This is a genomic window from Diaphorobacter sp. J5-51, from assembly GCF_001023515.1.
Lineage (GTDB): Bacteria > Pseudomonadota > Gammaproteobacteria > Burkholderiales > Burkholderiaceae_C > Diaphorobacter > Diaphorobacter nitroreducens.
This window is the reverse complement of sequence record NZ_JSYI01000043.1, coordinates 79,917-103,216: the sequence shown is the minus strand read 5'-3', so window position 1 is coordinate 103,216 and position 23,300 is coordinate 79,917. Positions and strand designations below refer to the sequence as shown.

Here is a 23,300-nt window from a genome sequence, read left to right as displayed (position 1 = left end):
CCGCGTGGGCGGGAGATGGCGCAATATAGCATCGCCATTGCGCCGGTCCGCCGCCACGCGGCCCGGTCAGGCGCGCTGGCAGTGCGGACAGAAATAGGTGCTGCGCTGCCCCTGGCGCAACAGACGCACGGGCGTACCGCACTGGCGACACGGCAGGCCCGCGCGGCCATAGACATTGGCCTCCAATTGGAAATGCCCGGCGCTGCCGTCGGCGCTGGAGAAATCACGCAGCGTGCTGCCGCCCCGCTCCACCGCGCGCGCCAGCACCTCGCGGATTGCGCCGTGCAGGCGCCGGGCTCGCTGGGGTCCGATCGCGCAAGCGCGGGTGGTTGGCCGGATGCCCGCGAGGAACAGCACCTCGCAGGCATAGATATTGCCCACACCCACGACCACCGTGCCAGCGAGCAGCAGTTGCTTGATGGGCGTGCGTTTGGCGCGCAGCCCCGCGTGGAAGGACTCGAAGGCGAAGTCCTCGCCCAGCGGCTCCAATCCCCACCCATCGAGCAGCTTGCGTGCACGGGGATCGGACTCACCCGCCGCCCAGACCACGGCGCCGAAGCGCCGCGGGTCGTGCAGCCGCAGCGTGCCCTGGTCCGTTATCAGTTCGAAATGATCGTGGGCGCCGCGCGCGGGCAGATCGCGCGCAAAGCGCAAGCTGCCCGACATGCCCAGGTGAATGAGCAGCAGCCCTTCATCCAGATCCAGCAACAGGTATTTGCCGCGCCGGCGCACACCGCACACGCGCCGTCCGATCAATACTGCGGGCTCCATGCCCAGCGGCCAGCGCAAGGGCTTGCCCACCGCAATGCCGCGGACAGTTGCGCCCTCGATCGCGCCAGCGAAGCTGCGCCGCGTGACTTCCACCTCCGGCAGCTCAGGCATCGCAATACTCGTTAAGAAGTTCAAGAGCCATGGATTATTATGGGCCGATGGTGCAATCTCTTCGTTTCAGGGCTGTCGCACTGGCATGTTGGGCTGTGGCGAGCATGCTGCCGGCCATGGCCCAGACGCCTGCCCAGTCCACCGTCCCCGCCCCCCCAGCCGAGCTGGAAGATACCGATGCGGCTGCCAGCGACGATGCAGCCGCCTTGAATGCCGAGCTGTTCTACGAATTGCTGCTGGGCGAGATGACCACCAGCCGGGGCGACCCCGGCACCGGTTATGCCCTGATGCTGGACGCTGCACGCCGCAGCGGCGACCCACAGTTGTACCGCCGCGCCACCGAGATCGCCCTGCAGTCGCGCTCGGGCGAATACGCCTTGATGGCCGCGCGAGCGTGGAAGGAGGCCCTGCCGCAGTCGCGCGATGCCAATCGCTACATGCTGCGCATCCTGGTCGCCCTCAATCGCATCGGCGATAGCGCCGACCCCTTGAAGCAGGAATTGAGCACCGCGCCGACGCGCGACAAGATATCCACCATCCGCGCGCTGCCTCAGCTCTACGGCCGTGCCAGCGACAAGGCACTGGCCGCGCAGGTGGTGCGCCAGGCCCTGCAGGCAGAACTGAACCACCCGGCCATCGGTCCCATTGCATGGACCACCGTGGGGCACATGGACCTGGCAGCCAGCGACAAGGCGGGCGCCCTGGAGGCGGCGAGCCAGGCCCATGCACAAGACCCCGCCGACGATGGCGCCGCCATGCTGGCGCTCGAGCTGCTCGCAGAGGGCGTCACGCAGGCGGAGCCGCTGCTCGCGGGTTACCTGGCCGGCAAGCCCCTGCCCGAAGTCCGCATGGCCTACGCACGCCTGCTGCTGGAGTCTCAGCGCCTGGCCGACGCACAGTTCCAGCTGGATGCAGTCAATCGCGAACAGGCCGACATGCCCGAAGCCTGGTTGTTGCAGGCGTCGCTACACCTGCAAGGCGGACGGCTGGAGCAGGCGGAGGAAGCACTGCGGCGTTTTACCGGCTTGCTCGAAGACCTGCCCGCCACGCCCCAACGCAAGCGCGCGCTCACCCAGGCATATCTGATGCACGCGCAAGTAGCGGAGAAGCGTGGCGACTACGCCGGGGCCGAAGGTTGGCTTTCGCGCATTGAAGATGCCGCCGAACTGCTCACGGCTCAAAGCCGCCGCGCTGCACTGCTCGCACGCCAGGGCAAACTGGATGAGGCGCGCGCACTGATCCGCGCCGTGCCCGCAAGCACCCCGGATCAGGAACGCCTCAAGTTGCAGGCCGAAGCCCAGTTGCTGCGCGAAGCAAAACAATATGCACAGGCCTACACGGTCCTCGGCAAGGCCGTAGCGCTGGCGCCGGCGGACAACGACCTCGCCTACGACCAAGCCATGCTGGCGGAAAAGGCGGGCCGCCTCGACGACATGGAACGCCTCTTGCGCGCCATCATCGCCCGCCAACCCGACTACCACCACGCACTCAATGCCCTGGGTTTTTCCCTCGCAGAGCGGGGCGTACGGCTGGAGGAAGCCAAGGCGCTCATCGTCAAAGCGCTGGAGTTTGCACCGAACGATCCGTTCATCACCGACAGTCTTGGCTGGGTGGAATTCCGCCTGGGCAACCGCCAGGAAGCGCTGACCATCCTGAAACGCGCCTACGAAACACAACCGGACGCAGAGATAGCGGCCCACATCGGGGAAGTTCTGTGGTCTCTGGGAGAACATGATCGCGCGCGTGACATCTGGCGCGAGGGCCTGCGTATCAACAAAGACAACGACACACTCAAGGGCACGCTCGACCGGCTGGGAGTGCGTCTGTGAGCCAGTCGCAACTGGCGGCTGACCACCGCCCTCTGCGCGGCCGGCTGGTGCTCGGGATCGTTGCAGCGGCAACCCTGGTCGCCTGCGCGCAGCCGCCACGCCCTGCGGATGCCAGCCCGGACCATTGGTCCGGCCGGCTGGCCGTTCAGGTGGAAGACGATGCAGGCCAATCCTTCAGTGCCGGTTTTGAATTGAAGGGCCACGCCTCTGCGGGACAGCTCACTCTGATCAACCCGCTGGGCAACATCATCGCGCGTGTGGAATGGACTCCGCATCGCGCCGTGCTCGTCCAGGGGCAGGAACGCAGGGAGGCTGCCTCGCTGCAGACCCTGGTACATGACCTGACCGGCAGCGACCTACCCATTTACGCGCTTTTCAGCTGGCTGAAGGGCGAAGCCCTCCAGGTCGCCGGCTGGCGCACCAACCTCGATGCCCTGCAGCAGGGGCGCTTGTCGGCCACGCGCGAGCAGCCGCTGCCTCGCACTACGCTGCGCATTGTCTTGAGCCTCTGACCGCTTCCCATGCAAGCCCTGTACGACGTGCCGGCGCCGGCCAAACTGAACCTGTTTCTGCATGTCACGGGTCGCAGGCCCGATGGCTATCACCTGCTGCAGTCGGTCTTCATGTTGATCGATTGGTGCGATGTTTTGCATTTCGAGGTGCGCGGCACTGGGACCGTCACACGTGAAGACCTTACCAGCGCCCTGCCTGCGGACGATCTGGTCGTGCGCGCCGCACGTGCGCTGCAAAAGGCCACCGGTTGCCCGCAAGGGGTACATATCGGCGTCTCTAAACACATCCCCGCACAAGCCGGCTTGGGTGGCGGATCTTCGGACGCGGCCAGCACGTTGCTGGCGCTCAACCGCTTGTGGAAGTTGAAACTGTCTCGGCAGCAGTTGCACTCGATCGCCCTGACGCTGGGCGCCGATGTTCCGTTTTTTTTGTGCGGCGCAAGCGCCTGGGTCGAGGGAATTGGTGACATAATTCGCCCTCTTGAGTTGGAGCACCAACTTCCGCCTGCAACTTTCGCGGTGGTCAAGCCCGAAGCGGGGCTGGATACGAGAATGATTTTTTCGCATCCCTCCCTTAAACGCGATTCGAGTTGTGCTACAATTTCAGGCTTTGCTGCAACACACTACCAATTTGGAAGTAATGACCTGCAGCCAGTCGCACAGGCCTTGTGCCCCGAGATCACGCAAGCCATCAATTGGCTTGAATCAAAAGGGTTGCAAGGACGCATGACGGGCTCTGGAAGTGCGGTGTTTGCACGAATCACACACGCTGTCGATCTGCACGATGCACCCGCTGCTTGGCATGTCAAAGTGTGTGAAAATCTAAAGTCTCATCCGCTAGCGGATTGGGTTTTTGGATGAAAAAATACTGGGTGAGCTGACGCAAGACAGCTGACCTGCGTAGGGGAGTCGCCAAGTTGGTTAAGGCACCGGATTTTGATTCCGGCATGCGAGGGTTCGAGTCCTTCCTCCCCTGCCAAAGATTATTTCCCACACGGGATTTAAATTCAGACGGCTGAGTCGCTCATGCAAACCAATCCCCCCGACTTCGTGGTTTTCACGGGCAATGCCAACCCTGGATTGGCTGCCGAGATCGCTCAAAATCTTGGCACCACTCTCGGCGCCATTGATGTGGGCCGGTTCTCCGACGGCGAAGTCACCGTCGAAATCAAGCAAAACGTCCGCGCCCGCGATGTATTCGTGGTGCAGTCGACCTGCGCGCCGACCAACGAGAACCTGATGGAACTGCTGATCATGGTCGACGCGCTCAAGCGCGCCTCGGCCGAACGCATCAGCGCCGTGATTCCCTACTTTGGTTACGCTCGCCAGGACCGCCGTCCGCGTTCCACACGCGTTCCGATCTCCGCCAAGGTGGTGGCTAACATGCTGCAGGCAGTGGGCGTCGCCCGCGTGCTGACCATGGACCTGCATGCCGATCAGATCCAAGGTTTCTTCGACATTCCGGTGGACAACATCTACGCGTCGCCGGTGCTGCTGGGTGACCTGAACCAGAAGAAGTACGAGAACCTGATCGTGGTGAGCCCGGACGTGGGCGGCGTGGTGCGTGCACGCGCCCTGGCCAAGCAGCTCGGCACCGATCTGGCCATCATCGACAAGCGCCGCCCCAAGGCGAACGTGTCGGAAGTCATGCACGTGATCGGCGACATCGAAGGCCGCAACTGCGTGATCATGGACGACATGATCGACACCGCCGGCACGCTGGTGAAGGCCGCCGAAGTGCTCAAGGAACGCGGCGCCAAGAACGTTTACGCCTATTGCACGCATCCCATTTTCTCGGGCCCGGCCATCGAGCGCATCGCGCAAGGCACGGCCCTCGATGAAGTGGTGGTGACCAACACGATCCCCCTGAGCGATGCCGCCAAGGGGTGTTCCAAGATTCGCCAGCTCTCCGTGGCGCCGCTGATCGCCGAAACGATCCAGCGCATTGCCAAGGGTGAGTCGGTGATGAGCCTGTTCTCCGACCAGGCTTGATGATCGCTCCGCCGCTAGCGGAGGTGTCACAGCCCCAAGCCTCCTTCGGGAGGCTTGCTTGTTCGGAGACAGCGCGGGCCCATGCCATGGTGGCGTGCGGTCTTTATCAACAGGGCCAGGCTGGTCGCGGCCGGCCCCTTCAGGAGTTCAAACATGCAATTCGTCGCTTTTGAGCGCGCCAAGCAAGGTACGGGTGCGAGCCGCCGTCTGCGCATTTCGGGCAAGGCCCCCGGCATCGTCTATGGCGGCTCCGCCGAGCCCCAGCTGATCGAGATCGATCACAACGCCCTGTGGCACGCCCTCAAGAAGGAAGCGTTCCACTCCAGCATCCTGGACATGGAGCTGAACGGCCAAGTCACCAAGGTGCTGCTGCGTGACGTGCAGTACCACCCCTTCAAGCAGCAAGTGCTGCACGTGGACTTCCAACGCGTGGACGAGAAGACCCGCGTGCACCTGAAGGTGCCGCTGCACTTCGAAGGCGTCGAAGGCTCGCAGGCCGTAAAGGTGGAAGGCTGCACGGTGACCCCGCTGATCCATGAACTGGACGTGATGTGCATGCCCGCGCAACTGCCCGAGTTCATCAAGGTGGACCTGAGCGGCCTGACCTCCAAGTCCACCATGGGCCTGCAGTCCGTGAAGCTGCCCCACGGCGTGAAGGCCGTGGTGCGTGGTTCCAACAAGAACCCCGCCCTGGTGTCGATCAAGCTGCCCGAAGTGGTGGCCGACGCGACCGCAGCCGCAGCACCCGCAGCCGCACCCGCCAAGAAGGGCAAGAAGTAAGCACTTCTGCCGGGCCGTCGCCCTCAGGGGCGGCCTCTTGCCTCTCAACGGCCCACCTCGCGTGGGCCGTTGGCGTTTTGTGGCTCCCTGCAAGCGCACGTCGCGCCGCTTCAGGCGCGCCGGATAATCGCAACATGATCAAACTGTTTGTGGGCCTGGGCAACCCCGGCCCGGAGTACGAGGCCACACGCCACAACGCGGGGTTCTGGTGGATCGACGCGCTGGCGCGCGAACTCAAGGTCACCCTGCTCCCCGAGCGCAGCTACCACGGCCTGGTCGCGCGCGCCAGCGTTGCCGGCCACAGCGTCTGGCTGCTGCAGCCGCAGACCTTCATGAACCTCTCAGGCAAGTCGGTGGCGGCCCTTGCGCGCTTCTTCAAGATTCCGCCGGAGGAAATCCTCGTCGCACACGACGAATTGGACATTCCGCCCGGACAGGCCAAGCTCAAGCGCGGCGGCAGCCACGCAGGCCACAACGGGCTGCGTGACATCCACGCGCAACTGGGCACCAGCGACTACTGGCGGCTGCGCATCGGCATCGGCCACCCCGGCGTAAAGGCGGAGGTGGTGAACTGGGTGCTCAAGAAGCCCGCGCCCGACCAGCGCACGCTGATCGAGGACAGCATCCTGCATTCGCTCAAGGCCTACCCCGCCCTGCTGGCCGGTGACATGGACAAGGCCACGCTTCTCGTGCACACCACCAAGCCGCCCCGCCCAAAGCCCACACGCCCCGCCCAGGCGCAGGCCGCACCACAAGCGGGCCCAGATTAACTATTATTTTGATAGCTGGTAGCGCTTACCAGATAAGCGCTAGCGGCCCAAAAGCCTCCACATTCAAGCCACTTTCGGTGGCTTCAGGCGCTGGAACTTCTGCCACAGCGTCTCGCGGCTTTCCTGGTGGGCCGGGTGGACCGGAATGCAGGCCACGGGACAGATGGCCACGCACTGGGGCTCATCGAAATGGCCCACGCATTCGGTGCACTTGGAGGGTTCGATCTCGTAATGCTCCTGGCCCAGGAAGATGGCCTCGTTGGGGCATTCGGGCTCGCACACGTCGCAGTTGATGCACTCGTCCGTGATCATCAACGCCATGGCGCAACTCCCTTGCGGCACATGGCGCAATGCGGTGACAGGCGGGCGGTGAACAGCATCCTGCAATTATCCGCCCACCCCTGTGCCCCCGTGGGGATGGCCGCCATGCGCCCGCGGTTTTTGTCCTATGCTCGGCCCACCACCGCCCCGGCCGCGCGCCGCGGCCTTCCCTCCCATGGCCCTGTTCTTCCTCCAACGCCTCGCCACTTTGATCGCCACGCTGCTGGGCGCGTCGGCCGTGGTGTTCGTGGTGCTGGAGGTCCTGCCCGGCAACGCGGCCGAAGTGCTGCTGGGGCCTGACGCCGCACCCGAGGCCGTGGCCGAGCTCGCCGCCCGGCTGGGCCTGGACCAACCCGCGCTCGTGCGTTATGGGCAGTGGCTGGGTGGACTGCTCACGGGCCAGTTGGGGGACAGCCATGCCTACAGCGCGCCCGTGGCCGACCTGATCGGCGAGCGCCTGGCGCTGACCATTCCGCTGGCCCTGCTGGCCATGCTGCTGACCACCGCGCTGGCGCTGGCCGCTGGCGTGTATGCGGCATCGCGCCACAACCGCCTGGGCGACTGGGGAGTGATGGGGCTGGCGCAACTGGGCATTGCCATTCCCAACTTCTGGTTTGCCATCCTGCTGATCCTGCTGTTTTCGGTACAGCTGCAATGGCTCTCGGCCGGGGGCTTTCCCGGCTGGAGCGCCGAAGCCGGCGGCGGCGTGCTGCCCGCGCTGCAGGCCCTGCTGCTGCCCGCGGTGGCGCTGGCCGTGGTGCAGGCCGCCATCCTGGCGCGCATCACGCGCTCCGCCGTGCTGGACGTGCTGCGCGAAGACTTCGTGCGCACGGCGCGCGCCAAGGGGCTCTCGCAACGCGCGGCGCTGTGGGGCCATGTGCTGCGCAACGCCATGATCCCCGTGGTGACGGTGATGGGCCTGCAGTTCGCCAACCTGCTGGCCGGCACCATCGTGGTGGAGAACGTGTTCTACCTGCCCGGGCTGGGCCGGCTGATCTTCCAGTCCATCGCCAACCGCGACCTGGTGGTGGTGCGCAACTGCGTGATGCTGCTGGCGGCCATGGTGGTGGTGGTGAACTTCGTGGTGGACCTGCTGTACGCGGCCATCGACCCGCGCGTAAAGGCCCGCGGCCTATGAGCGCGCTGCCGACCTTCCCCGCGCCCAGCCCCCACACGCCGGCGTTCTGGCGCCGCGCGCTGCGCCACCCCAGCTGCGCGATCGGTGCCGTACTCACGCTGGCGCTGGTGCTCTCCGCCCTGCTCTCCTTCGTCTGGACGCCATGGCCGCCTTATGAGATGGCGATGGATGCCGCCCTGCAGCCCCCCGGCGCGCAGCACTGGCTGGGCACCGACGCCTACGGGCGCGACGTGGCCTCGCAACTGCTCGTGGGCGCGCGCGCGTCCATCGCGGTGGGCGTGATCGCCGTGGGCATCGGCCTGGCGCTGGGCGCCGCGCTCGGGCTGCTGGCAGCGGCGCGCGGCGGCTGGGTGGAGGAAGCCGTCATGCGCCTGGCGGACTTCACCTTCGCGTTCCCCGCGCTGCTGCTGGCCATCATGCTCACGGCCGTGTTCGGCCCCGGCATGGTGAACGCCATCATCGCCATCGGCATCTTCTACATACCGACCTTTGCCCGTGTCACGCGCGCATCGGCCAAGGCGGTGTGGGCGCGTGAATACATCCTGGCAGCGCGCGCCTGCGGCAAGGGCCCATGGCGCATCACCTTCGAGCATGTGTTGCCCAACATCGCTTCCGTGCTCATCGTGCAGGCCACGATCCAGTTCGCGCTGGCGATCCTCGCCGAGGCCGCGCTTTCGTACCTGGGCCTGGGCACGCAGCCCCCGCAACCGTCGTGGGGACGCATGCTGGCCGAGGCCCAGACCCTCATGTTCCAGGCGCCACTGCTGGCCGTGTGGCCGGGCGTGGCGATTGCGCTGGCGGTGCTGGGCCTGAACCTGCTGGGCGACGGGCTGCGCGACCTGCTGGACCCCCGACTGTCCCGCCAGCGATGACACCAGCGCATGCACCTCCCTCCCCTGCGCCATTGCTGGACGTGCAGCAACTGGCCATCACGCTGCGCACGCCGCGCGGCCCGGTGCGCGCCGTGCATGACGTGGACTTCGCCCTGCAGCCCGGCGCCACGCTGGGGCTGATCGGCGAATCGGGCTGCGGCAAGTCCCTTACCGCGCTCGCGCTCATGGGCCTGCTGCCTGAAGGCGCGCGCGTGCAGGGCAGCATCCGCCTGGACGGGCAGGAACTGCTGCCGATGACCGAGCCCCAGTGGTGCCGGCTGCGCGGCGACCGCATCGGCATGGTGTTCCAGGAACCCATGACCGCGCTCAACCCCGTGCACACCATCGGGCGGCAGGTGGCCGAGCCGCTGCGCCTGCACCGCGGCCTGTCCGCCCGGCAGGCGCGCGCCGAGGCCGTTGCGTTGCTGGAACGTGTGGGCATCGCGCAGGCCGCGCAGCGGCTGGACGCCTACCCGCACCAGTTCTCGGGCGGGCAGCGCCAGCGCATCACCATCGCCATGGCGCTGGCCTGCGGGCCGCAGCTCCTGATTGCCGACGAGCCCACCACGGCGCTGGACGTGACGCTGCAACGCCAGATCCTGGAGTTGATCCAGGGTCTGGTGGCCGAGCGCGGCATGGCGCTGATCCTCATCTCGCACGACCTGGGCGTGATCGCGCAGAACGTGCAGCGCACGCTGGTGATGTATGGCGGCACGGTGGTCGAGGCCGGCCCCACGCGCGAAGTCTTCCGCACGCAGGCCCATCCCTACACCCGCGGCCTGTTCGCCGCACGCCCGCAGTGGGGCTCCGCACGCGTGCCCGGTGCACGCCTGCCCACGATCGCTGGCACCGTGCCCGACCTGGCCGATTTGCCGCCGGGTTGCCCCTTCGCCGGACGCTGCCCGCTCACCGTGCCCGACTGCCACGCCTCCTTGCCGCCCACCACGGCGCTGGGCCCGGGCCACATGGCGCGCTGCATACGGCTGGGGGAGAGCGCGTGAACACTATCAATTCAATAGCTGCTAGCGCTCTCCCTACAAGCGCTACAGACGATTTCGACCCGAATGCACCCCTTTTGCGCGTACGCGGCCTGCAGCGGGACTATCCGCTGCCCCGCACACGGCCGTGGGGGCCGCGCGCGCAGGTGCAGGCGCTGCGGGGTGTGGACCTGGACATCACCACCGGCCGCAGCCTGGGCGTGGTGGGTGAATCGGGCTCGGGCAAGTCCACGCTGGCGCGCCTGGTGATGGCGCTGGACACGCCCAGCGCCGGCAGCGTGCACCTGCTGGGGCGCGACCTGCACCGGTTGCCCGCGCACGCGCTGCGCGCCGCACGGCGCGACTTCCAGATGGTGTTCCAGGACCCCTATGGCTCGCTGGACCCGCGCCAGACGGTGGAGCGCATCGTCACCGAGCCGCTGCAGGCCCTGGGAAGCGCCACACGCGCCGAACTGCGCGAGCAGGCCGCCGCCGTGCTGCAGCAGGTGGGCCTGCGCGCGGGCGATGCCCACAAGTACCCGCACGAATTCTCGGGCGGCCAGCGCCAGCGCATCGCCATCGCGCGCGCGCTCATCACGCGGCCGCGCCTCATCGTGGCCGACGAGCCCGTGAGCGCGCTGGACGTGTCCGTGCAGGCCCAGGTGCTGAACCTGCTGCAGGACCTGCAGGAGCGCCTGGGCGTCACCTATCTGCTCATCAGCCACGACCTGGCCGTGGTGCAGCACCTGTGCGACGAGGTGCTGGTGCTGTACGAGGGGCGCGTGGTGGAGCGCGGTGCGCCGCACACGCTGTTCAGCACGCCGCAACACCCCTACACGCAGGCGTTGGTGGCCGCGGTGCCGCGCATCGCGCTCTAGCCGCACGGCGCCCGCCCGCCACGCCCGGCCGCGCCCTGTAGTAAAAAGCAGAGCACAGCCCGCCGCACGCATTCCACCCCGTCCAAGGAGATCCCGCCCATGTTCACCCGCCGCACCGCCCTCGCCTCCGGCGCCCTGGCCACTGCCGCGCTGGCCACGCCGCTGCACGCGCTGGCGCAGGGCAAGAAGGACGCCGTGACCCTGGCCCTCGCCCTGGAGCCGCCGGGGCTGGACCCCACGGCCGGCGCGGCGTCCTCGATTGCCGAGGTCACGCTCTACAACATCTACGAGACGCTCACCAAGATCAACCCGGACGGCAGCGTCTCGCCGCTGCTGGCCGAGAGCTGGGAGGTCTCGCCCGACCTCAAGACCTACACCTTCCGCCTGCGCAAGGGCGTCACCTTTCACAACGGCGAGCCGCTCAATGCCGCGGCCGTGAAGTTCTCCTTCGACCGCGCGGGCGGCGACAAGAGCACCAACAAGGACAAGCGCAGCTTTGCCAACCTGAGCACGCTGGCGGTGGACGAGTACACCGTGGTGGTGCTCAACAAGGACATCGACCCCGACCTGCTGTTCGTGCTGGGCCAGGCCACGGCCATCATCGTGGAACCCAAGAGCGCCGCCACCAACGCCACCAAGCCCGTGGGCACGGGGCCCTACAAGCTCGCCGGCTGGAGCCGCGGCGCCTCCATCACGCTGGCCGCATGGCCGGGGTGGCGCCAGCCGTCCAGCATCCGCATCCGCCGCGCCACGTTCCGCTTCATTCCCGATGCGGCGGCGCAGGTGGCCGCGCTGCTGGCGGGCGACGTGGACGCCTTCCCGCGCGTCACGCCGCGCAGCATGGCGCAGTTCAAGAACAACCCGCGCTTCCAGGTCATCGTGAGCGGCTCGCGCGCCAAGACCATCCTCGCGATCAACAACGCGCGCAAGCCCTTGAACGACGTGCGCGTGCGCCGCGCCATCGCCGCCGCGATCGACCGCAAGGCCATCATCCAGGGCGCGGCCGACGGCCTGGGTGTGCCCATCGGCAGCCACTACGTGCCCGGCGCCTTCGGCTATGTGGACACCACGGGCATCAATCCGCATGACGTGGAGAAGGCCAAGCGCCTGCTGGCCGAGGCCGGCGTGAAGACACCCCTCACCCTCACCATGACGCTGCCGCCGGCGCCCTACGCACGCCAGGGCGGCGAGCTGATTGCCTCACAGCTCGCCAAGGTGGGCATCGTTGCCAAGCTGCAGAACGTGGAGTGGGCCCAATGGCTCAGCGGCACCTACGGCAACAAGAACTACGACCTGACGCTGATCTCGCACGTGGAGCCGTTCGACCTGGGCAATTTCGCCAAGCCGGACTACTACTGGGGCTACCACTCCGAACAGTTCGACGCGCTGTACGAGAAGATCCAGAACGCCGCGCGCCCCGCCGACCGCGCCCGCCTGCTGGGCGACGCGCAGCGCCTGCTGGCCGAGGACGCGGTGCACGCCTTCCTGTACCAGCCGCAATGGGTCACCGTGGCCCACAAGCAATTGCGCGGTCTGTGGAAGGACATGCCAGTGTTCGTCAACGACCTGTCGGCATTGCACTGGGCATAAGGAGCTGGCGCGTGGTAGCGCCAGCCCCCTCGGCACGGCCACTTCCGCCCGGGTGGAACAGCCGTTCTCTCCACACCGCCTCCGCGATGACACAAGGATCGCCATGACGCAATTGCACGAGCTGTCCGCCAGCGAACTGCTCGCCGGCTACCGCAGCCGCCAGATCTCTCCGGTGGACGCGTTGCTCGACGTGCTCAGCCACGTCGCGCGGTGGGAGCCTCACCTGCAGGCCACCTACCTGCTGCGCCCCGAGGCTGCGCTGGCCCAGGCCCGCCAGAGCGAGGCCCGCTGGCTGCGCGGCGCCCCCTGCGGCCCGCTGGACGGCGTACCCGTCACCCTCAAGGACAACATCGCCACGCAGGGCGATCCCACACCGCTGGGCACCGCGGCGCTGCCGCTGGTGCCCGCCGCGGCCGACGCACCGCCTGCGGCCCGTCTGCGCGAGGCGGGCGCCGTACTGCTGGCCAAGACCACCATGCCCGACTACGGCATGCTGTCCTCGGGGCTGTCGAGCTTTCATCCGCTGGCGCGCAACCCCTGGGACCTGTCCAAGGGCCCGGGCGGCTCCAGCGCCGGCGCGGGCGCGGCGGCGGCGGCGGGCTACGGGCCGCTGCACGTGGGCACGGACATCGGCGGCTCGCTGCGCCTGCCGGCCAGTTGGTGCGGCATCTTCACGCTCAAGCCCAGCCTGGGCCGCATTCCCATCGATCCGCCCTACACCGGCCGCGCGGCCGGCCCCATGACGCGCGGCGTGGAGGACGCCGCGCTGATGATGCAGGTGCTGTCGCAGCCCGACGCGCGCGACAGCATGAGCCTGCCAGCACAGCCCATCGACTGGCTGCGGCTCGCGCCCGGCACGCAGCGCCTGCGCGGCCTGCGCCTGGGGCTGCTGCTGGACGCGGGCTGCGGCTTGGCTACCGATCCCGAGGTGCGCGCCGCCGTGCAGGCCGCCGCGCAGCGCCTGGCCGACGCGGGCGCCATCGTCGAGCCCATGGAGCCGCTCCTCACGCGCGCCATGCTGGACGGCATGGACCACTTCTGGCGCATGCGCTCGCACATGGACATGCGCACGCTCACCGTCGAGCAGCGGGGCAAGGTGCTGCCCTACATCCGCGCCTGGGCGGATAGCGCCGCCACGCTCAGCGCGGCCCACGTGTACGAGGCCAGCCAGCAGTTCCACGCCACGCGCGTAGCCACGGTGCGCGCCTGCGCGGGGTACGACTACGTGCTTTCGCCCGTGGCGCCCATCACCGCCTTCGCGGCCGAGCTGCCCTCGCCCACCGACGACCCGCTGCGGCCGCTGGAGCACATTGCCTTCACCGTGCCGTTCAACATGTCGGAGCAGCCGGCAGCGTCGGTCAACTGCGGCTACAACGCCAGCGGCCTGCCCATCGGGCTGCAGATTGCCGGACAGCGCTTTGACGACCTGGGCGTACTGCAACTGGCCCACGCCTTCGAGCAGTTGCGCGGCGCGCAGCGGCCCTGGCCCGCGCCGCCCGCACCTTGAAGGCACAAGCCAAAATGGCCTCCAGCGCTTGATAGACAAGCGCTAGCAGCTATAAAAAGTGAAGTATCAGCGCTCGGCTGTGGCCAGCCGCACGGCCAGGCCCAGGAACACCAGGCCCGCCACGCGGTTGAGCATGCGCTGCGCGCGCGCCGAGCGCTGCAGCAGCGCGCCGAACGCCCCGCTGAAGCATGCGATGGCCCCGAACACCAGGAACGTGGCCAGCATGAACACCACCCCCAGCACCAGGATCTGCCGCGCCATGCCGCCGCGCGCGGGGTCGGCAAACTGCGGCAGGAAGGCCAGGAAGAAGATCAGCACCTTGGGGTTGGTCAGGTTCATCACCACACCGCGCCCCACCATGCGCAGTGCACCACCGGGCACGCGGGCGCCCGGCGCCATCGCCGCGCCCGTGGCGGGCGCCTCCTCGGGCACGCTGGCCGGCGCCCGCAACGCCCCCCAGGCCAGATAGGCCAAATAGGCGGCGCCGCAGAACTTGAGCACCGTGAACGCCACGGCCGACGCGGCAAACACGGCCGCCAGTCCCAGCGCCACGGCCGTGGTGTGCCCCACCAGCCCCAGGCACAGCCCCAGCACCACGCACATGCCCGCGCGCCAGCCGCGCTGGGCCGACTGCAGCAGCACGAACAGGTTGTCGGGCCCCGGCGTGAGCGCCAGCAGCACGGAAACACCAAAGAACGCGACAAGGGTTTCGATCGAAGGCATGGGACGGTCTGAGGGTGGGACAGAGAACCGCCGGAGCGGCGGCGCACCATTCTGCACCGCGCACACGGCCGCCGCGTGCGCAGGCACGACAATCGACGGTTTCGCCCGCTTTTCACGGACTTGTCTGCCATGGACCTTTTATTCGTGGTGGCCCTCGCGGCCACCGGCGCCTACATGCTCAACACCCAGCAGCAGCGCCGGCGCATCGTGCTGCTGGCGCAGCATCTGCAGCCCTACCAGATCGAACGGCTCATGGAGACACTGACCCAGGGCTACCTGCGCGCCATGGGCGAACAGGACCCCGAGCGCCGCCAGCAGGTGCTGAACCTGCTGGCCAGCAGTGAGGCACAGTTGAGCGAACAGTTTGAGCGCTTTGCGGCAGACTTCCGCCGCGTGCCCGCACCGCTGGCGCGCGCGAGCCGCCTGGCGCTGGGCCTGCCGTTTGCCACGCAGTTGCTGCCCGCCGCCACCTTCGACATGCGCGAGGCCATTGACGTGCACGCGCGCGGCATCGCCCGCGTGGCACGCAACGACGCCGGCCTGTCGCCGCGCGACAAGGCCTTCACCATGACGGCCGAGCTGCTGCTGATGCAGCACACCTGCCACTGGTTCTGCAAGTCCAAGACCGTGGCATCGGCCCGCACGCTGGCGCGCCACCAGACGCCGCACGCCCAGCTGGTGGCTGCGGTTTCGCCGGAAACGCGCGCCGCTTACCTCGCCCTGACCGGCCCAGTGCGCTGAAGCGCGGCGGCGCGGCAACTCGCGCCCCCGTCCTACCCTGCCGGCGCCGGCGCCCGGTTCCAATCAGCCAGCCCATGAATACCCTCCCCACCGACAACGATCCCGTCCAGGCCTGGATGGCGCTGGGCGTGCAAAGCGCCATCCTTGCGCGCACCATGCCCGCCGTGCGGCACGACCTGGCGGGGCCGCTGTCGGCCATGCGCATGGCGGCCACCGTGCTCAAGCGCCGGCTCGGTACGGGCGAGTTGCCGCCCGCACAGGCAGTGGAGCGGGTGGAGCAGTTCGAAGGCCACCTGACCCGCCTGGCCGACAGTGCCAAGCGCCTGCGCCATTGGGACCTGCCCGCGCAGGACAGCGCTCAGCCCCTGGCGGCCGTGGCCGCCCAGACGGTTCAGCTGGCCCGGCCGCTGCTGGCCATGCGCGGCACCGACCTGCAAGCGCCCGGCCCGTTGCCCGAGACGCCCGTCGCGGCACACACCACCCTGTGCCTGCTGCTGGGCGCCCTCTATCACCTGGCGGAAGCGGGCTCCCCGCCTCCCGCACGCATCACGCTGCAGGCCGTGCAAGGCCGCAGCGGCCTGCGGGTGCAGGCGGACGGACAGGCGGACGCCGGCCTGGCGGCATTCGCGTCCCAGCCAGTCCCGCCCCTGGATGCCGCTGCGCTGCTCTGCCTGGCACGGCATGGCGGCGCGCATGTGCAATGCGGCGCAGGCTGGGTGGAGCTGGACGCGGCACCTGCACGACCAGACGTTACGCCGTGACGATCCAGCCCTCCAGCGGGTCCATGTCGGGCGGCAGGCCGTAGCGCAGGTCGCCCTGCTGCCGGCAGCGCCATGCCCATGCGGCCTGCAGCAGGCACAGCACCGCATCCAGGCGGTCGCCGCTGCCGTCGTCCAGCAGTGCCGCGCGCTGCGCGGCATCCACTGTCAGGCGCAGGCCCAGGCGGGTGTCGCCGCACTCCAGGCGGCGCAGCAGCTCCGTGCGCGCCGCGTGCCGGTCGGCCGTCTGGCGCGCACGCGCGTCGCTCTTGTAGCTGCGCCGCCCGATCAGCTCGCGCGCCAGCAGACCGGGGTAGGCCTCCAGCGCCACGCGCCGCGGGTCCCCGGCATGCAGGCCAGGCAGGTGCACGCCGGCCTCCAGCAGCAGCGGCACGCCCGCGTGCAGCATGTAGGCCACGGGTGGGTTCACCCATTTCATCGACGGGCTGGAGCCTGCGGGACGGTCCGTGGCGCGGTGGGCCAGCTTGGCGCCGGCAGGGCGCGCGGCGCAGAACGCGGCAAAGGTTTCACGCACTTGCGCGCGCGTGAGGCCGCGGTAGTGCGCGATGCTGCGCGCCCATTCGAGCGGCCAGCCGAGTCCGGTGAGCAGTTCGCGGGGCAGGCCGAAGGGCAGATCGAAGCCGCCCACCCACGCGCGCGGCGCGGCCAGCCATCGGCCGAAGGCGGCGAGCGTATCCAGCGGCTGCAGGTCTTGCAGCACCACGCTGCCGCCTTGCAGCGCGCCCAGCGCCAGCACGATGGGCTTGCCCCGGCTGGGACTGCTGGAAAAATCGCACCCTACCAGCAGCATTGCAGCCAGAGCCTGTTCACACTGTTTTTGCCAGTGCGAAGGGCGTGAAAACCGCGCCAATTTAGGCGCGTGACGACGCCAAGGCCGGGGCCTTGGCTAGGAGGGCAAGGACGCGTGGCGCGGTTCTCACTCCGGTCCCTTCGGGTTGCGATCAAAACGGGACATTCGCGGCGTTGCCAAGCCGCGCCGGGGTCACACCCCAGCTTCGTTTGGCGCCTTGCGCCTGGCCCCTTTTGATCGCAACGCATCTGGCAAAAACAGTGTGAACAGTCCCTAGCCCAGCGCCAGCGCCACCACGCCGGCGGCAATCAGCAGCGCCCCCGCCAGGCGCGCGGCGCGGTCGCCCTCGTCCAGCAGGTGCCCGCCGATGAGCGCCGCGAACAGCATGGAGACCTCGCGCGCCGGCGCCACGTGGGCCATGGGCGCCTCCTGCATGGCAAACAGCACCAGCACGTAGGCGATCGGGCTCACCACGGCCACCAGCAGCGCAAAGCGCCACTGCCCGGCCCACAGGCGCGCCGTCTCGGCGCGGTTGCGCAGGGCCACGGGGGCGAGCACTGCCACGCGCACGAAGTTGCCCATGTAGGGCCTGTTCACACTATTTTTGCCAGTGCGAATGGCGTGAAAACCGCGCCAATCTAGGCGCGTGACGACGCCAAGGCCGGGGCCTTGGCTAGGAGGGCAACGACGAATGGCGCGGTTTTCACTCCGTTCCCTCCGGGTTGCGATCAAAAAGGGCCATTCGCGGCGTTGCCAAGCCTCGCTGGGGTAGCACCCCAGCTTCGTTTGGCGCCTTGCGCCTGGCCCTTTTTGATCGCAACGCATCTGGCAAAAATAGTGTGAACAGGCCCTAGTCCACCAGCACGGGCGACAGCAGCATGGCCTTGACGGCGTAGCCGTCCACCACGGTATAGCTGGCGATGAAGATGCCGGTCAGCACGCCGTAGCGCAGGCCCGCGCGCACACGCAGGCGCGCCTGGGGGTCGTGCGCCGCGCGCAACAGCCCGGGGCCGCCCGCAATCAGAAAAACGCCGCCCACCACCGCCACGATGCCCAGCACGCCCCAGGCGGACAGCCGCTCGCCCAGCAGCGTGACGGCCACCAGCGCGGTCAACAGCGGCCCCGTGCCCCGCGCCAGGGGGTAGACCACGGTGAGGTCGGCCTTGCGGTAGCCGCGCAGCAGGATCACGTAGTACAGCACGTGCAGCACGCCGCTCAGGGCCACGATGGCCCACTCGCGCGCGCCCCACAGCGGCACGGCGTCGCGCCCAAGCCACCAGCCCAGCGGTGCCCACACCAGCATCATGAGCACCGAGGTGAAGAAGGCGAAACGCGCATCGCCGCCGGCCTTCTTGGCGGCGATGTTCCAGCCGGCGTGGATCAGGCCGGCGAGGAGGATGAGTGCGAAGGCGTTGAGCGACATGAAGGGCCCGCCGCCGCAGCGCCTCGCGGCCGGCTGCGGCGTTCAGGAGGTGGTCGGCGGCATCAGTGCGCCACGGCGGCACCGGCATGCGCCAGACGTGCGCCGCCCGGCAAGCGCCTGGACCGGCCCCACCGCCCCGCCATACTGACGGCGCCCCCGTCCCGCACGTCGCGCGGGAGTCGGGGACAGCGGCGCAAGCCGCTCAGGGGGCGGCCCACCCTCAGGCCCGGCCGATGATGCTGGCCGTGGCCATGAGTTCTTCGAGCAGCGCGAACGACACCTTGCCCGAAGCTGCATAGGGGTCGAACTCGGGCCGCTCGGAATACTTGAGCACGATGGAGTGGTTGAGCTTGGTCAGGTTGACCTGGCCCATGGTCCAGCCGCCAAAGCGGCGTTCGGTGATTTCCTCGAAGGCCAGCAATTCCACGTCTTTGTGGCGCGGGTCGCGCTGGATGTGGCCGTACAGGTCGCTGACGGCCGAGCGCCCGCTTTCGATGGCCTGCAAGAAGATGCCGCCGCCGTAGCACAGCACGCCCGTGATGCCACTGGCGGGGTTGTGCTGGCGCGACTGGGTGAGGATGGCCTCGATGGCCTCGGACGAGGTATCGACGGCACGGCTGACGTAGAGAAGACGGACCAGCATGGGTCAGCTCCTTCGGGGAATGAGGGCCAGGAATTCGCGGCGCAGCGTGGGGTTGGTGAGGAACACCCCGCGCATCACCGAGTTGATCATCTTGCTGTCCATCTCGCGCACACCGCGCCAGGACATGCAGAAGTGGCTGGCCTCCATGACGATGGCCAGCCCGTCGGGCTGGGTCTTTTCCATGATGAGGTCGGCCAGCTGCACCACGGCCTCCTCCTGGATCTGGGGACGCCCCATGACCCAGTCCACGAGGCGCGCGTACTTGGACAGGCCGATCACGTTGGTGTGCTCGTTGGGCAGCACGCCGATCCAGATCTTGCCGATCACCGGGCAGAAGTGGTGGCTGCAGGCGCTGCGCACGGTGACGGGGCCGACGATCATCAGCTCGTTCAGGTGCTCGGCGTTGGGAAACTCGGTGATCGCCGGCGGCTGCACGTAGCGGCCCTTGAAGACCTCGTTGAGGTACATCTTGGCCACCCGGCGCGCCGTGGCCTGCGTGTTGTGGTCGCCCGCTGTGTCGATCACCATGCTGTCGAGGACGCCCTGCATCTTGGCTTCGACCTCGTCCAGCAGGCGCTCCAGCTCGCCGGGCTGGATGAACTCCGCGATGTTGTCGTTGGCATGGAAGCGCCGGCGCGCCGCGTTCAGCCGTTCGCGAATCTTGACGGAGACGGGCGTACCCTCGTCGGGCGCGGCGCCGCTCAGGGGTGCTGGGGGTTCTGAAGACATGGCGGCATGGTACCAGCGAATGCCGATCCAGGCTTTATAAGCCTTTTATGCCTCTAGCGCTTATGGGGCAAGCGCCAGCAGCTATCCAAACAATAGCAATATTATCCCACCGGCAGGGCGCGGCATTCAGTAGCGGTTGCCCGTCACCCACAGGGCCGCGCGCATGATGCCGAAGGCGATGCGGTCCAGCGCGCGCTCGCGCCAGGGGCGTTCGGCGTAGCGCTGCGGGTCAAGCTGGCGGCCCTCGTGGGCCATGGCGTGGCGCAGCCGCTTGCGCAGGTCCTGGGCAAAGGGGGCGTCGCGCACGATCACATTGGCCTCGCGCGCCAGCAGCAGCGACAGCGGGTCCAGGTTGGACGAGCCCACCGTGGCCCAGGCGCGGCGGCTGTCCGCGTCGATCACCGCCACCTTGGCGTGCAGGAAGCTGGGCGCGTATTCATGAATCTCCACGCCCGCCGCCAGCAGCGTGCCGTACACCGGCCGCGCTGCGTGGTATTGCATGAAGTATTCGTACCGCCCCTGCAGCAGCAGCTGTACGCGCACGCCGCGCCGCGCCGCCAGCACCAGCGCGCGGCGCAGCTTGCCACCGGGCACGAAGTAGGCGTTGGCGATGATGACCTCATGCCGCGCGCGGGCAATGGCGCGCAGGTAGGCGCGCTCGATGCGTGCACGGTTGCGCACGTTGTCGCGCAGCACCAGCTCGGCGCGCATGCCCCGCGCACGGCTCTCGGCGCGCCGCGCCGCCAGGCGTGCGGCGCTGGCGGCGCGCAGGTCGGCCAGCGCCAGCGACAGGCGGCGCTGGCGTACGTCGCGCACCGCGCGCATGCGCCACCACAGTTGCTCCATGGTCTCGCTGGCCTGCTGCACCAGGCTGCCCTCGGCGCGCACGGCAAAGTCAAAGCGCGGCGCGGTGAGCGCGCCGTGGTTGGGGTCGTGGAAGTCGTCCAGCACGTTGATGCCGCCGCAGAACAGCACGCAGCCATCCACCACGCACAGCTTGCGGTGCAGCCGGCGCCAGCGCATCGGCAGCAGCAGGCCCAGCGGGCCGAGCGGCGAATACACCTGCACGTGCACGCCGGCCTGCACCATGCGGGTGCGCCAAGGCTCGGGCAGCCGCCCCGTGCCCACGCCGTCCAGCGCCAGGTGCACGCGCACGCCGCGCCGGGCTGCGCGCATCAGCGCCTCGGCCACGTCGGCGCCCGCGCCAGTGCAGTCAAAGATGTAGGTCTCGAACTGGATATCGGACAGCGCCGCATCCATCTCGGCGATCAGCGCCGGGAACAACTCCTGCGTGCCCTGCAGCAGCTGGATCTGGTGGTCTCGGCCGGTAGCGTGCGCGCGCGTGGGGGCGACCATGGGGTCAGAGCTTGAACTCTGCGATCAGCGGCAAATGGTCCGACATGCGCCACCAGATCCGCCCACGTGGCACCTGCAGCCCCAGCGGGGTGAGGCCCCGCACGTACACATGGTCCAGCTGCACCATGGGCAGACGGGCGGGGTAGGTGAAGGCCTGGGGCGCATCGTCGTACTCGAAGAGCCCGAAGCCCGCAAGCATGCGCTTGATCTGCAGTCCCCAGTCGTTGAAGTCGCCCGCAACGACCAGCGGGGCATCCTCGGGCACCTCGCGCGCGATGAAGCGCTGCAGCTGCGCCACCTGGCGGATGCGGCTGCCGGGCACCAGGCCCAGGTGCACCACGATGGCATGCACCCGGCGGCCCTGTATCTCCACCTCCACATGCAGCAGGCCGCGCTGCTCGAAGCGATGGTCGGAGATGTCCTCGTGCTGGTGGCCGATCACCGGCCAGCGCGTGAGCAGCGCGTTGCCGTGCTCTCCGTGGCGCGTGAAGGCATTGGTGCGGTAGATGGCTTCGTAACCTTCGGGGGCCAGGTACTCGGCCTGCGGCACATGGGGCCAACGCTCGAAGTAGCTGGCCTCCTTGCGGTTCATCCTGCGCACCTCCTGCAGGCAGACGATGTCTGCATCGAGCTGCTCGACCGCCAGGCCCAGGTTGTGGATCTCCAGCCGGCGCGCGGGGCCCAGCCCCTGCACACCCTTGTGGATGTTGTAGGTCGCTACGCGCAGGATGCCGGAATGCTCGGCAGGCAGTTCGATCGGTGTTGCGGTCATCGTCCAACGAATCGTGGCAGCCAGAGTATGGCCTCGGCATTGGAAGGCGAGTAGCAGCGGTCCGCGGCTTCGCGCCAGCCCATCCAAGCATATGCCGTGTGTTCGCGCGGATTCAAGGCCACTGGCGTCTGCGCCGGCACGCACAGGCCGAAGACACGCTCGGTATTCAGGCAGACACCCGGCGCGTAGCGGCGCCGCCATTGCGGGTAGATGCTGTAGATGTTCTCCATGCCCCAGTCGCGCAGCGCGCAGCCCGCAGCGGCCGCCTGGATGCCGGTTTCCTCCGCCGCCTCGCGCGCGGCGGTGACGGCCCAGTCCTCGCCCGCAAAATCCTTGCTGCCGGTGACCGATTGCCAGAAATCTTCGGCCGAGTCGGCACGGCGCAGCAGCAGCACGTCCAGCGCAGGCGTGTGCACCACCACCAGCACGGATTCGGGAATTTTGTACATGGCGCCGTCCCTGTGCACGCGCGCTGCGCTAGCGGCTCGGCACCGGCGGCGGCAGGGGCTTGGCTTGCAGCGCCCGCACCTGCTCCACCAGGGCGTTGTGCGTATCCAGGAAGGCAGCGGCAACCACCTTGGCTTCGTTGGTGTTGCTCCAACCTGCCCCGGATGCACCCCCCAGCCGCCCGATCATGATGCCGCCGATGCCCAGATCGGTGGTGCGGGCCGCGCCCGTGGCGGCAGCCACCTGTTCGGTGGTTTCGTTGTCCGACAGCAGTAGCGCCGTCTGCGCCTCCTTGAACTTCACCTGCTCGGCCAGGCCGATCAGGCCGGCCAGGTCGCGCAGCACCGGAATCATGCCCATGATGCCCGCCAGGCCGCGCCCGGCATCGCTTTCGCTGAAGGTCAGGCTGGGAGTGAGCGTGTACTGCGCCTCATAGCCGCGCCCCTTGGCCACGGTCGAGTTGGGGCGCAGCACGCCGGATTCACGCAATTCGCTCTCCTGTACCGTACCACGCAGCCCCGCGCCACGATCCATCACGCGAAAGCAGCCGCTTTGTTGCACCATGAGCTTGATCAGGGGCACGGGCGAGGTGGGCAGGTTGTAACCACCCGTGGCATAGCCGTGGGGACTCTCGGCCAGCGCCACGGTGGCCATGGGGCTGTCGCAGCGCAGCAGCTCGCGCGCGGCGTTGCGCGGGCCCTGGGGCCCGGCCGAGCCAGCGACCACCGAACCGCCTTCGCCCAGCTCGGTTTTCTTCTCGCCGCAAGCCGATCCCCCCAGCGCCACGCACAGCAGCAAACCGATATGGGACAGCCGTCGGAACAGCATGCGCATGGTCTCCCTCCAAGA

Annotated in this window: 24 protein-coding genes, 1 tRNA gene and 2 pseudogenes; 15 read left to right on the top strand and 12 right to left on the bottom strand. The window is 68.4% G+C overall.

All coding sequences use genetic code 11. The features are described from left to right. Positions 1–66: 66 nt before the first annotated feature. Positions 67–882: a bifunctional DNA-formamidopyrimidine glycosylase/DNA-(apurinic or apyrimidinic site) lyase gene (gene mutM / locus OX89_RS06515; RefSeq protein WP_047350001.1), complete on the bottom strand. Its 816-nt coding sequence runs from the start codon at positions 880–882 to the stop codon at positions 67–69. Between the two features lie 29 nt (positions 883–911). On the opposite strand from mutM, the gene OX89_RS06510 reads away from it, so the two are divergent. From OX89_RS06510 to pth, 7 genes are all read left to right on the top strand, one after another. Then, positions 912–2,711 carry a tetratricopeptide repeat protein gene (locus tag OX89_RS06510; protein ID WP_047350000.1) on the top strand — a complete coding sequence of 600 codons (1,800 nt, stop codon included), beginning with the start codon at positions 912–914 and terminating at the stop codon, positions 2,709–2,711. Beyond that, entirely contained in the window at positions 2,708–3,223 is a 516-nt protein-coding gene (locus tag OX89_RS06505; RefSeq protein ID WP_047349999.1) for a lipoprotein insertase outer membrane protein LolB, read from the top strand. The genes OX89_RS06510 and OX89_RS06505 overlap by 4 nt, the downstream gene beginning before the upstream one ends. A 9-nt stretch (positions 3,224–3,232) precedes the next feature. After that, positions 3,233–4,084 (top strand): 4-(cytidine 5'-diphospho)-2-C-methyl-D-erythritol kinase, encoded by an 852-nt coding sequence (gene ispE, locus OX89_RS06500; RefSeq protein WP_047349998.1) that lies wholly within the window; start codon positions 3,233–3,235, stop codon positions 4,082–4,084. A gap of 41 nt (positions 4,085–4,125) precedes the next feature. Then, positions 4,126–4,202: transfer RNA gene (locus tag OX89_RS06495), tRNA-Gln, on the top strand. A gap of 47 nt (positions 4,203–4,249) precedes the next feature. Next, on the top strand, positions 4,250–5,215 hold the full coding sequence (locus tag OX89_RS06490) for a ribose-phosphate pyrophosphokinase (protein WP_011804339.1): 966 nt from the start codon (positions 4,250–4,252) through the stop codon (positions 5,213–5,215). 153 nt (positions 5,216–5,368) lie between these two features. Then, on the top strand, positions 5,369–5,995 hold the full coding sequence (locus OX89_RS06485) for a 50S ribosomal protein L25/general stress protein Ctc (RefSeq protein WP_011804338.1): 627 nt from the start codon (positions 5,369–5,371) through the stop codon (positions 5,993–5,995). 134 nt (positions 5,996–6,129) lie between these two features. Beyond that, a complete protein-coding gene (gene pth / locus OX89_RS06480) occupies positions 6,130–6,765 on the top strand; it encodes an aminoacyl-tRNA hydrolase (RefSeq protein ID WP_047349997.1) in 636 nt (211 codons plus the stop codon). Between the two features lie 63 nt (positions 6,766–6,828). On the opposite strand, the gene OX89_RS06475 is transcribed toward pth, so the two are convergent. Beyond that, positions 6,829–7,086, bottom strand: coding sequence for a YfhL family 4Fe-4S dicluster ferredoxin (locus OX89_RS06475; RefSeq protein ID WP_011804336.1), 258 nt, complete (start codon positions 7,084–7,086; stop codon positions 6,829–6,831). Positions 7,087–7,261: 175 nt separating this feature from the next. Here OX89_RS06475 and OX89_RS06470 point away from each other — a divergent pair, with 175 nt between their 5' ends. The 6 genes from OX89_RS06470 to OX89_RS06445 all read left to right on the top strand — a co-directional run bounded on the left by OX89_RS06470 (position 7,262) and on the right by OX89_RS06445 (position 14,048). Further along, positions 7,262–8,224, top strand: coding sequence for an ABC transporter permease (locus OX89_RS06470; protein ID WP_047349996.1), 963 nt, complete (start codon positions 7,262–7,264; stop codon positions 8,222–8,224). Next, positions 8,221–9,096: an ABC transporter permease gene (locus tag OX89_RS06465; protein WP_011804334.1), complete on the top strand. Its 876-nt coding sequence runs from the start codon at positions 8,221–8,223 to the stop codon at positions 9,094–9,096. The genes OX89_RS06470 and OX89_RS06465 overlap by 4 nt, the downstream gene beginning before the upstream one ends. Next, entirely contained in the window at positions 9,093–10,097 is a 1,005-nt protein-coding gene (locus OX89_RS06460; RefSeq protein ID WP_047349995.1) for an ABC transporter ATP-binding protein, read from the top strand. The genes OX89_RS06465 and OX89_RS06460 overlap by 4 nt, the downstream gene beginning before the upstream one ends. Then, on the top strand, positions 10,094–10,951 hold the full coding sequence (locus tag OX89_RS06455) for an ATP-binding cassette domain-containing protein (RefSeq protein WP_047349994.1): 858 nt from the start codon (positions 10,094–10,096) through the stop codon (positions 10,949–10,951). Before OX89_RS06460 ends, OX89_RS06455 begins: the two co-directional genes overlap by 4 nt. A gap of 99 nt (positions 10,952–11,050) precedes the next feature. Then, positions 11,051–12,541 carry an ABC transporter substrate-binding protein gene (locus OX89_RS06450; RefSeq protein ID WP_047349993.1) on the top strand — a complete coding sequence of 497 codons (1,491 nt, stop codon included), beginning with the start codon at positions 11,051–11,053 and terminating at the stop codon, positions 12,539–12,541. A gap of 103 nt (positions 12,542–12,644) precedes the next feature. After that, entirely contained in the window at positions 12,645–14,048 is a 1,404-nt protein-coding gene (locus tag OX89_RS06445) for an amidase (protein WP_047349992.1), read from the top strand. 66 nt (positions 14,049–14,114) lie between these two features. Here the strand turns inward: OX89_RS06445 and OX89_RS06440 are convergent, their stop codons facing one another. Further along, positions 14,115–14,771 (bottom strand): LysE family translocator, encoded by a 657-nt coding sequence (locus OX89_RS06440; protein ID WP_011804329.1) that lies wholly within the window; start codon positions 14,769–14,771, stop codon positions 14,115–14,117. 129 nt (positions 14,772–14,900) lie between these two features. Between OX89_RS06440 and OX89_RS06435 the strand changes: the two genes are divergently transcribed. Both OX89_RS06435 and OX89_RS06430 read left to right on the top strand, forming a co-directional pair. Beyond that, on the top strand, positions 14,901–15,512 hold the full coding sequence (locus tag OX89_RS06435; protein ID WP_047349991.1) for a hypothetical protein: 612 nt from the start codon (positions 14,901–14,903) through the stop codon (positions 15,510–15,512). 74 nt (positions 15,513–15,586) lie between these two features. Then, positions 15,587–16,273, top strand: coding sequence for a hypothetical protein (locus OX89_RS06430; RefSeq protein WP_047349990.1), 687 nt, complete (start codon positions 15,587–15,589; stop codon positions 16,271–16,273). On the opposite strand, the gene OX89_RS06425 is transcribed toward OX89_RS06430, so the two are convergent. From OX89_RS06425 to OX89_RS06385, 9 genes and pseudogenes are all read right to left on the bottom strand, one after another. Next, positions 16,263–17,081 carry a DUF429 domain-containing protein gene (locus tag OX89_RS06425; protein ID WP_047349989.1) on the bottom strand — a complete coding sequence of 273 codons (819 nt, stop codon included), beginning with the start codon at positions 17,079–17,081 and terminating at the stop codon, positions 16,263–16,265. The two genes, OX89_RS06430 and OX89_RS06425, sit on opposite strands and share 11 nt — an antisense overlap. Positions 17,082–17,354: 273 nt before the next feature. Further along, positions 17,355–17,666: pseudogene (locus tag OX89_RS06420) on the bottom strand (EamA family transporter); the annotation flags it as partial. Between the two features lie 268 nt (positions 17,667–17,934). Further along, positions 17,935–18,504 (bottom strand): annotated as a pseudogene (locus OX89_RS06415) (SMR family transporter); the annotation flags it as partial. Positions 18,505–18,724: 220 nt separating this feature from the next. After that, positions 18,725–19,147, bottom strand: a complete 423-nt coding sequence (locus OX89_RS06410) for a BLUF domain-containing protein (RefSeq protein WP_047349987.1) — start codon at positions 19,145–19,147, stop codon at positions 18,725–18,727. 3 nt (positions 19,148–19,150) lie between these two features. Next, positions 19,151–19,876: a GTP cyclohydrolase I gene (folE, locus tag OX89_RS06405; protein ID WP_011804323.1), complete on the bottom strand. Its 726-nt coding sequence runs from the start codon at positions 19,874–19,876 to the stop codon at positions 19,151–19,153. Positions 19,877–20,002: 126 nt separating this feature from the next. Next, positions 20,003–21,232: a cardiolipin synthase ClsB gene (gene clsB, locus OX89_RS06400; RefSeq protein ID WP_047349986.1), complete on the bottom strand. Its 1,230-nt coding sequence runs from the start codon at positions 21,230–21,232 to the stop codon at positions 20,003–20,005. A gap of 4 nt (positions 21,233–21,236) precedes the next feature. Then, positions 21,237–22,004, bottom strand: a complete 768-nt coding sequence (locus tag OX89_RS06395; RefSeq protein WP_011804321.1) for an endonuclease/exonuclease/phosphatase family protein — start codon at positions 22,002–22,004, stop codon at positions 21,237–21,239. Further along, positions 22,001–22,453 (bottom strand): dihydroneopterin triphosphate diphosphatase, encoded by a 453-nt coding sequence (gene nudB / locus OX89_RS06390; protein ID WP_041835903.1) that lies wholly within the window; start codon positions 22,451–22,453, stop codon positions 22,001–22,003. Before nudB ends, OX89_RS06395 begins: the two co-directional genes overlap by 4 nt. Before the next feature lie 28 nt (positions 22,454–22,481). After that, complete coding sequence (locus OX89_RS06385; RefSeq protein ID WP_084002027.1) at positions 22,482–23,285, bottom strand: curli production assembly/transport component CsgG; 804 nt, start codon at positions 23,283–23,285, stop codon at positions 22,482–22,484. Positions 23,286–23,300 lie beyond the last annotated feature (15 nt).

What these genes read in the sequence shown, in the direction of transcription:
- mutM (WP_047350001.1), bottom strand. Translation starts at nt 882, where the DNA reads ATGCCTGAGCTGCCGGAGGTGGAAGTCACGCGGCGCAGCTTCGCTGGC.
- OX89_RS06510 (WP_047350000.1), top strand. Translation starts at nt 912, where the DNA reads ATGGATTATTATGGGCCGATGGTGCAATCTCTTCGTTTCAGGGCTGTC.
- ispE (WP_047349998.1), top strand. Translation starts at nt 3,233, where the DNA reads ATGCAAGCCCTGTACGACGTGCCGGCGCCGGCCAAACTGAACCTGTTT.
- OX89_RS06490 (WP_011804339.1), top strand. Translation starts at nt 4,250, where the DNA reads ATGCAAACCAATCCCCCCGACTTCGTGGTTTTCACGGGCAATGCCAAC.
- OX89_RS06485 (WP_011804338.1), top strand. Translation starts at nt 5,369, where the DNA reads ATGCAATTCGTCGCTTTTGAGCGCGCCAAGCAAGGTACGGGTGCGAGC.
- pth (WP_047349997.1), top strand. Translation starts at nt 6,130, where the DNA reads ATGATCAAACTGTTTGTGGGCCTGGGCAACCCCGGCCCGGAGTACGAG.
- OX89_RS06475 (WP_011804336.1), bottom strand. Translation starts at nt 7,086, where the DNA reads ATGGCGTTGATGATCACGGACGAGTGCATCAACTGCGACGTGTGCGAG.
- OX89_RS06470 (WP_047349996.1), top strand. Translation starts at nt 7,262, where the DNA reads ATGGCCCTGTTCTTCCTCCAACGCCTCGCCACTTTGATCGCCACGCTG.
- OX89_RS06465 (WP_011804334.1), top strand. Translation starts at nt 8,221, where the DNA reads ATGAGCGCGCTGCCGACCTTCCCCGCGCCCAGCCCCCACACGCCGGCG.
- OX89_RS06460 (WP_047349995.1), top strand. Translation starts at nt 9,093, where the DNA reads ATGACACCAGCGCATGCACCTCCCTCCCCTGCGCCATTGCTGGACGTG.
- OX89_RS06450 (WP_047349993.1), top strand. Translation starts at nt 11,051, where the DNA reads ATGTTCACCCGCCGCACCGCCCTCGCCTCCGGCGCCCTGGCCACTGCC.
- OX89_RS06445 (WP_047349992.1), top strand. Translation starts at nt 12,645, where the DNA reads ATGACGCAATTGCACGAGCTGTCCGCCAGCGAACTGCTCGCCGGCTAC.
- OX89_RS06440 (WP_011804329.1), bottom strand. Translation starts at nt 14,771, where the DNA reads ATGCCTTCGATCGAAACCCTTGTCGCGTTCTTTGGTGTTTCCGTGCTG.
- OX89_RS06435 (WP_047349991.1), top strand. Translation starts at nt 14,901, where the DNA reads ATGGACCTTTTATTCGTGGTGGCCCTCGCGGCCACCGGCGCCTACATG.
- OX89_RS06430 (WP_047349990.1), top strand. Translation starts at nt 15,587, where the DNA reads ATGAATACCCTCCCCACCGACAACGATCCCGTCCAGGCCTGGATGGCG.
- OX89_RS06425 (WP_047349989.1), bottom strand. Translation starts at nt 17,081, where the DNA reads ATGCTGCTGGTAGGGTGCGATTTTTCCAGCAGTCCCAGCCGGGGCAAG.
- OX89_RS06410 (WP_047349987.1), bottom strand. Translation starts at nt 19,147, where the DNA reads ATGCTGGTCCGTCTTCTCTACGTCAGCCGTGCCGTCGATACCTCGTCC.
- folE (WP_011804323.1), bottom strand. Translation starts at nt 19,876, where the DNA reads ATGTCTTCAGAACCCCCAGCACCCCTGAGCGGCGCCGCGCCCGACGAG.
- clsB (WP_047349986.1), bottom strand. Translation starts at nt 21,232, where the DNA reads ATGGTCGCCCCCACGCGCGCGCACGCTACCGGCCGAGACCACCAGATC.
- OX89_RS06395 (WP_011804321.1), bottom strand. Translation starts at nt 22,004, where the DNA reads ATGACCGCAACACCGATCGAACTGCCTGCCGAGCATTCCGGCATCCTG.
- nudB (WP_041835903.1), bottom strand. Translation starts at nt 22,453, where the DNA reads ATGTACAAAATTCCCGAATCCGTGCTGGTGGTGGTGCACACGCCTGCG.
- OX89_RS06385 (WP_084002027.1), bottom strand. Translation starts at nt 23,285, where the DNA reads ATGCGCATGCTGTTCCGACGGCTGTCCCATATCGGTTTGCTGCTGTGC.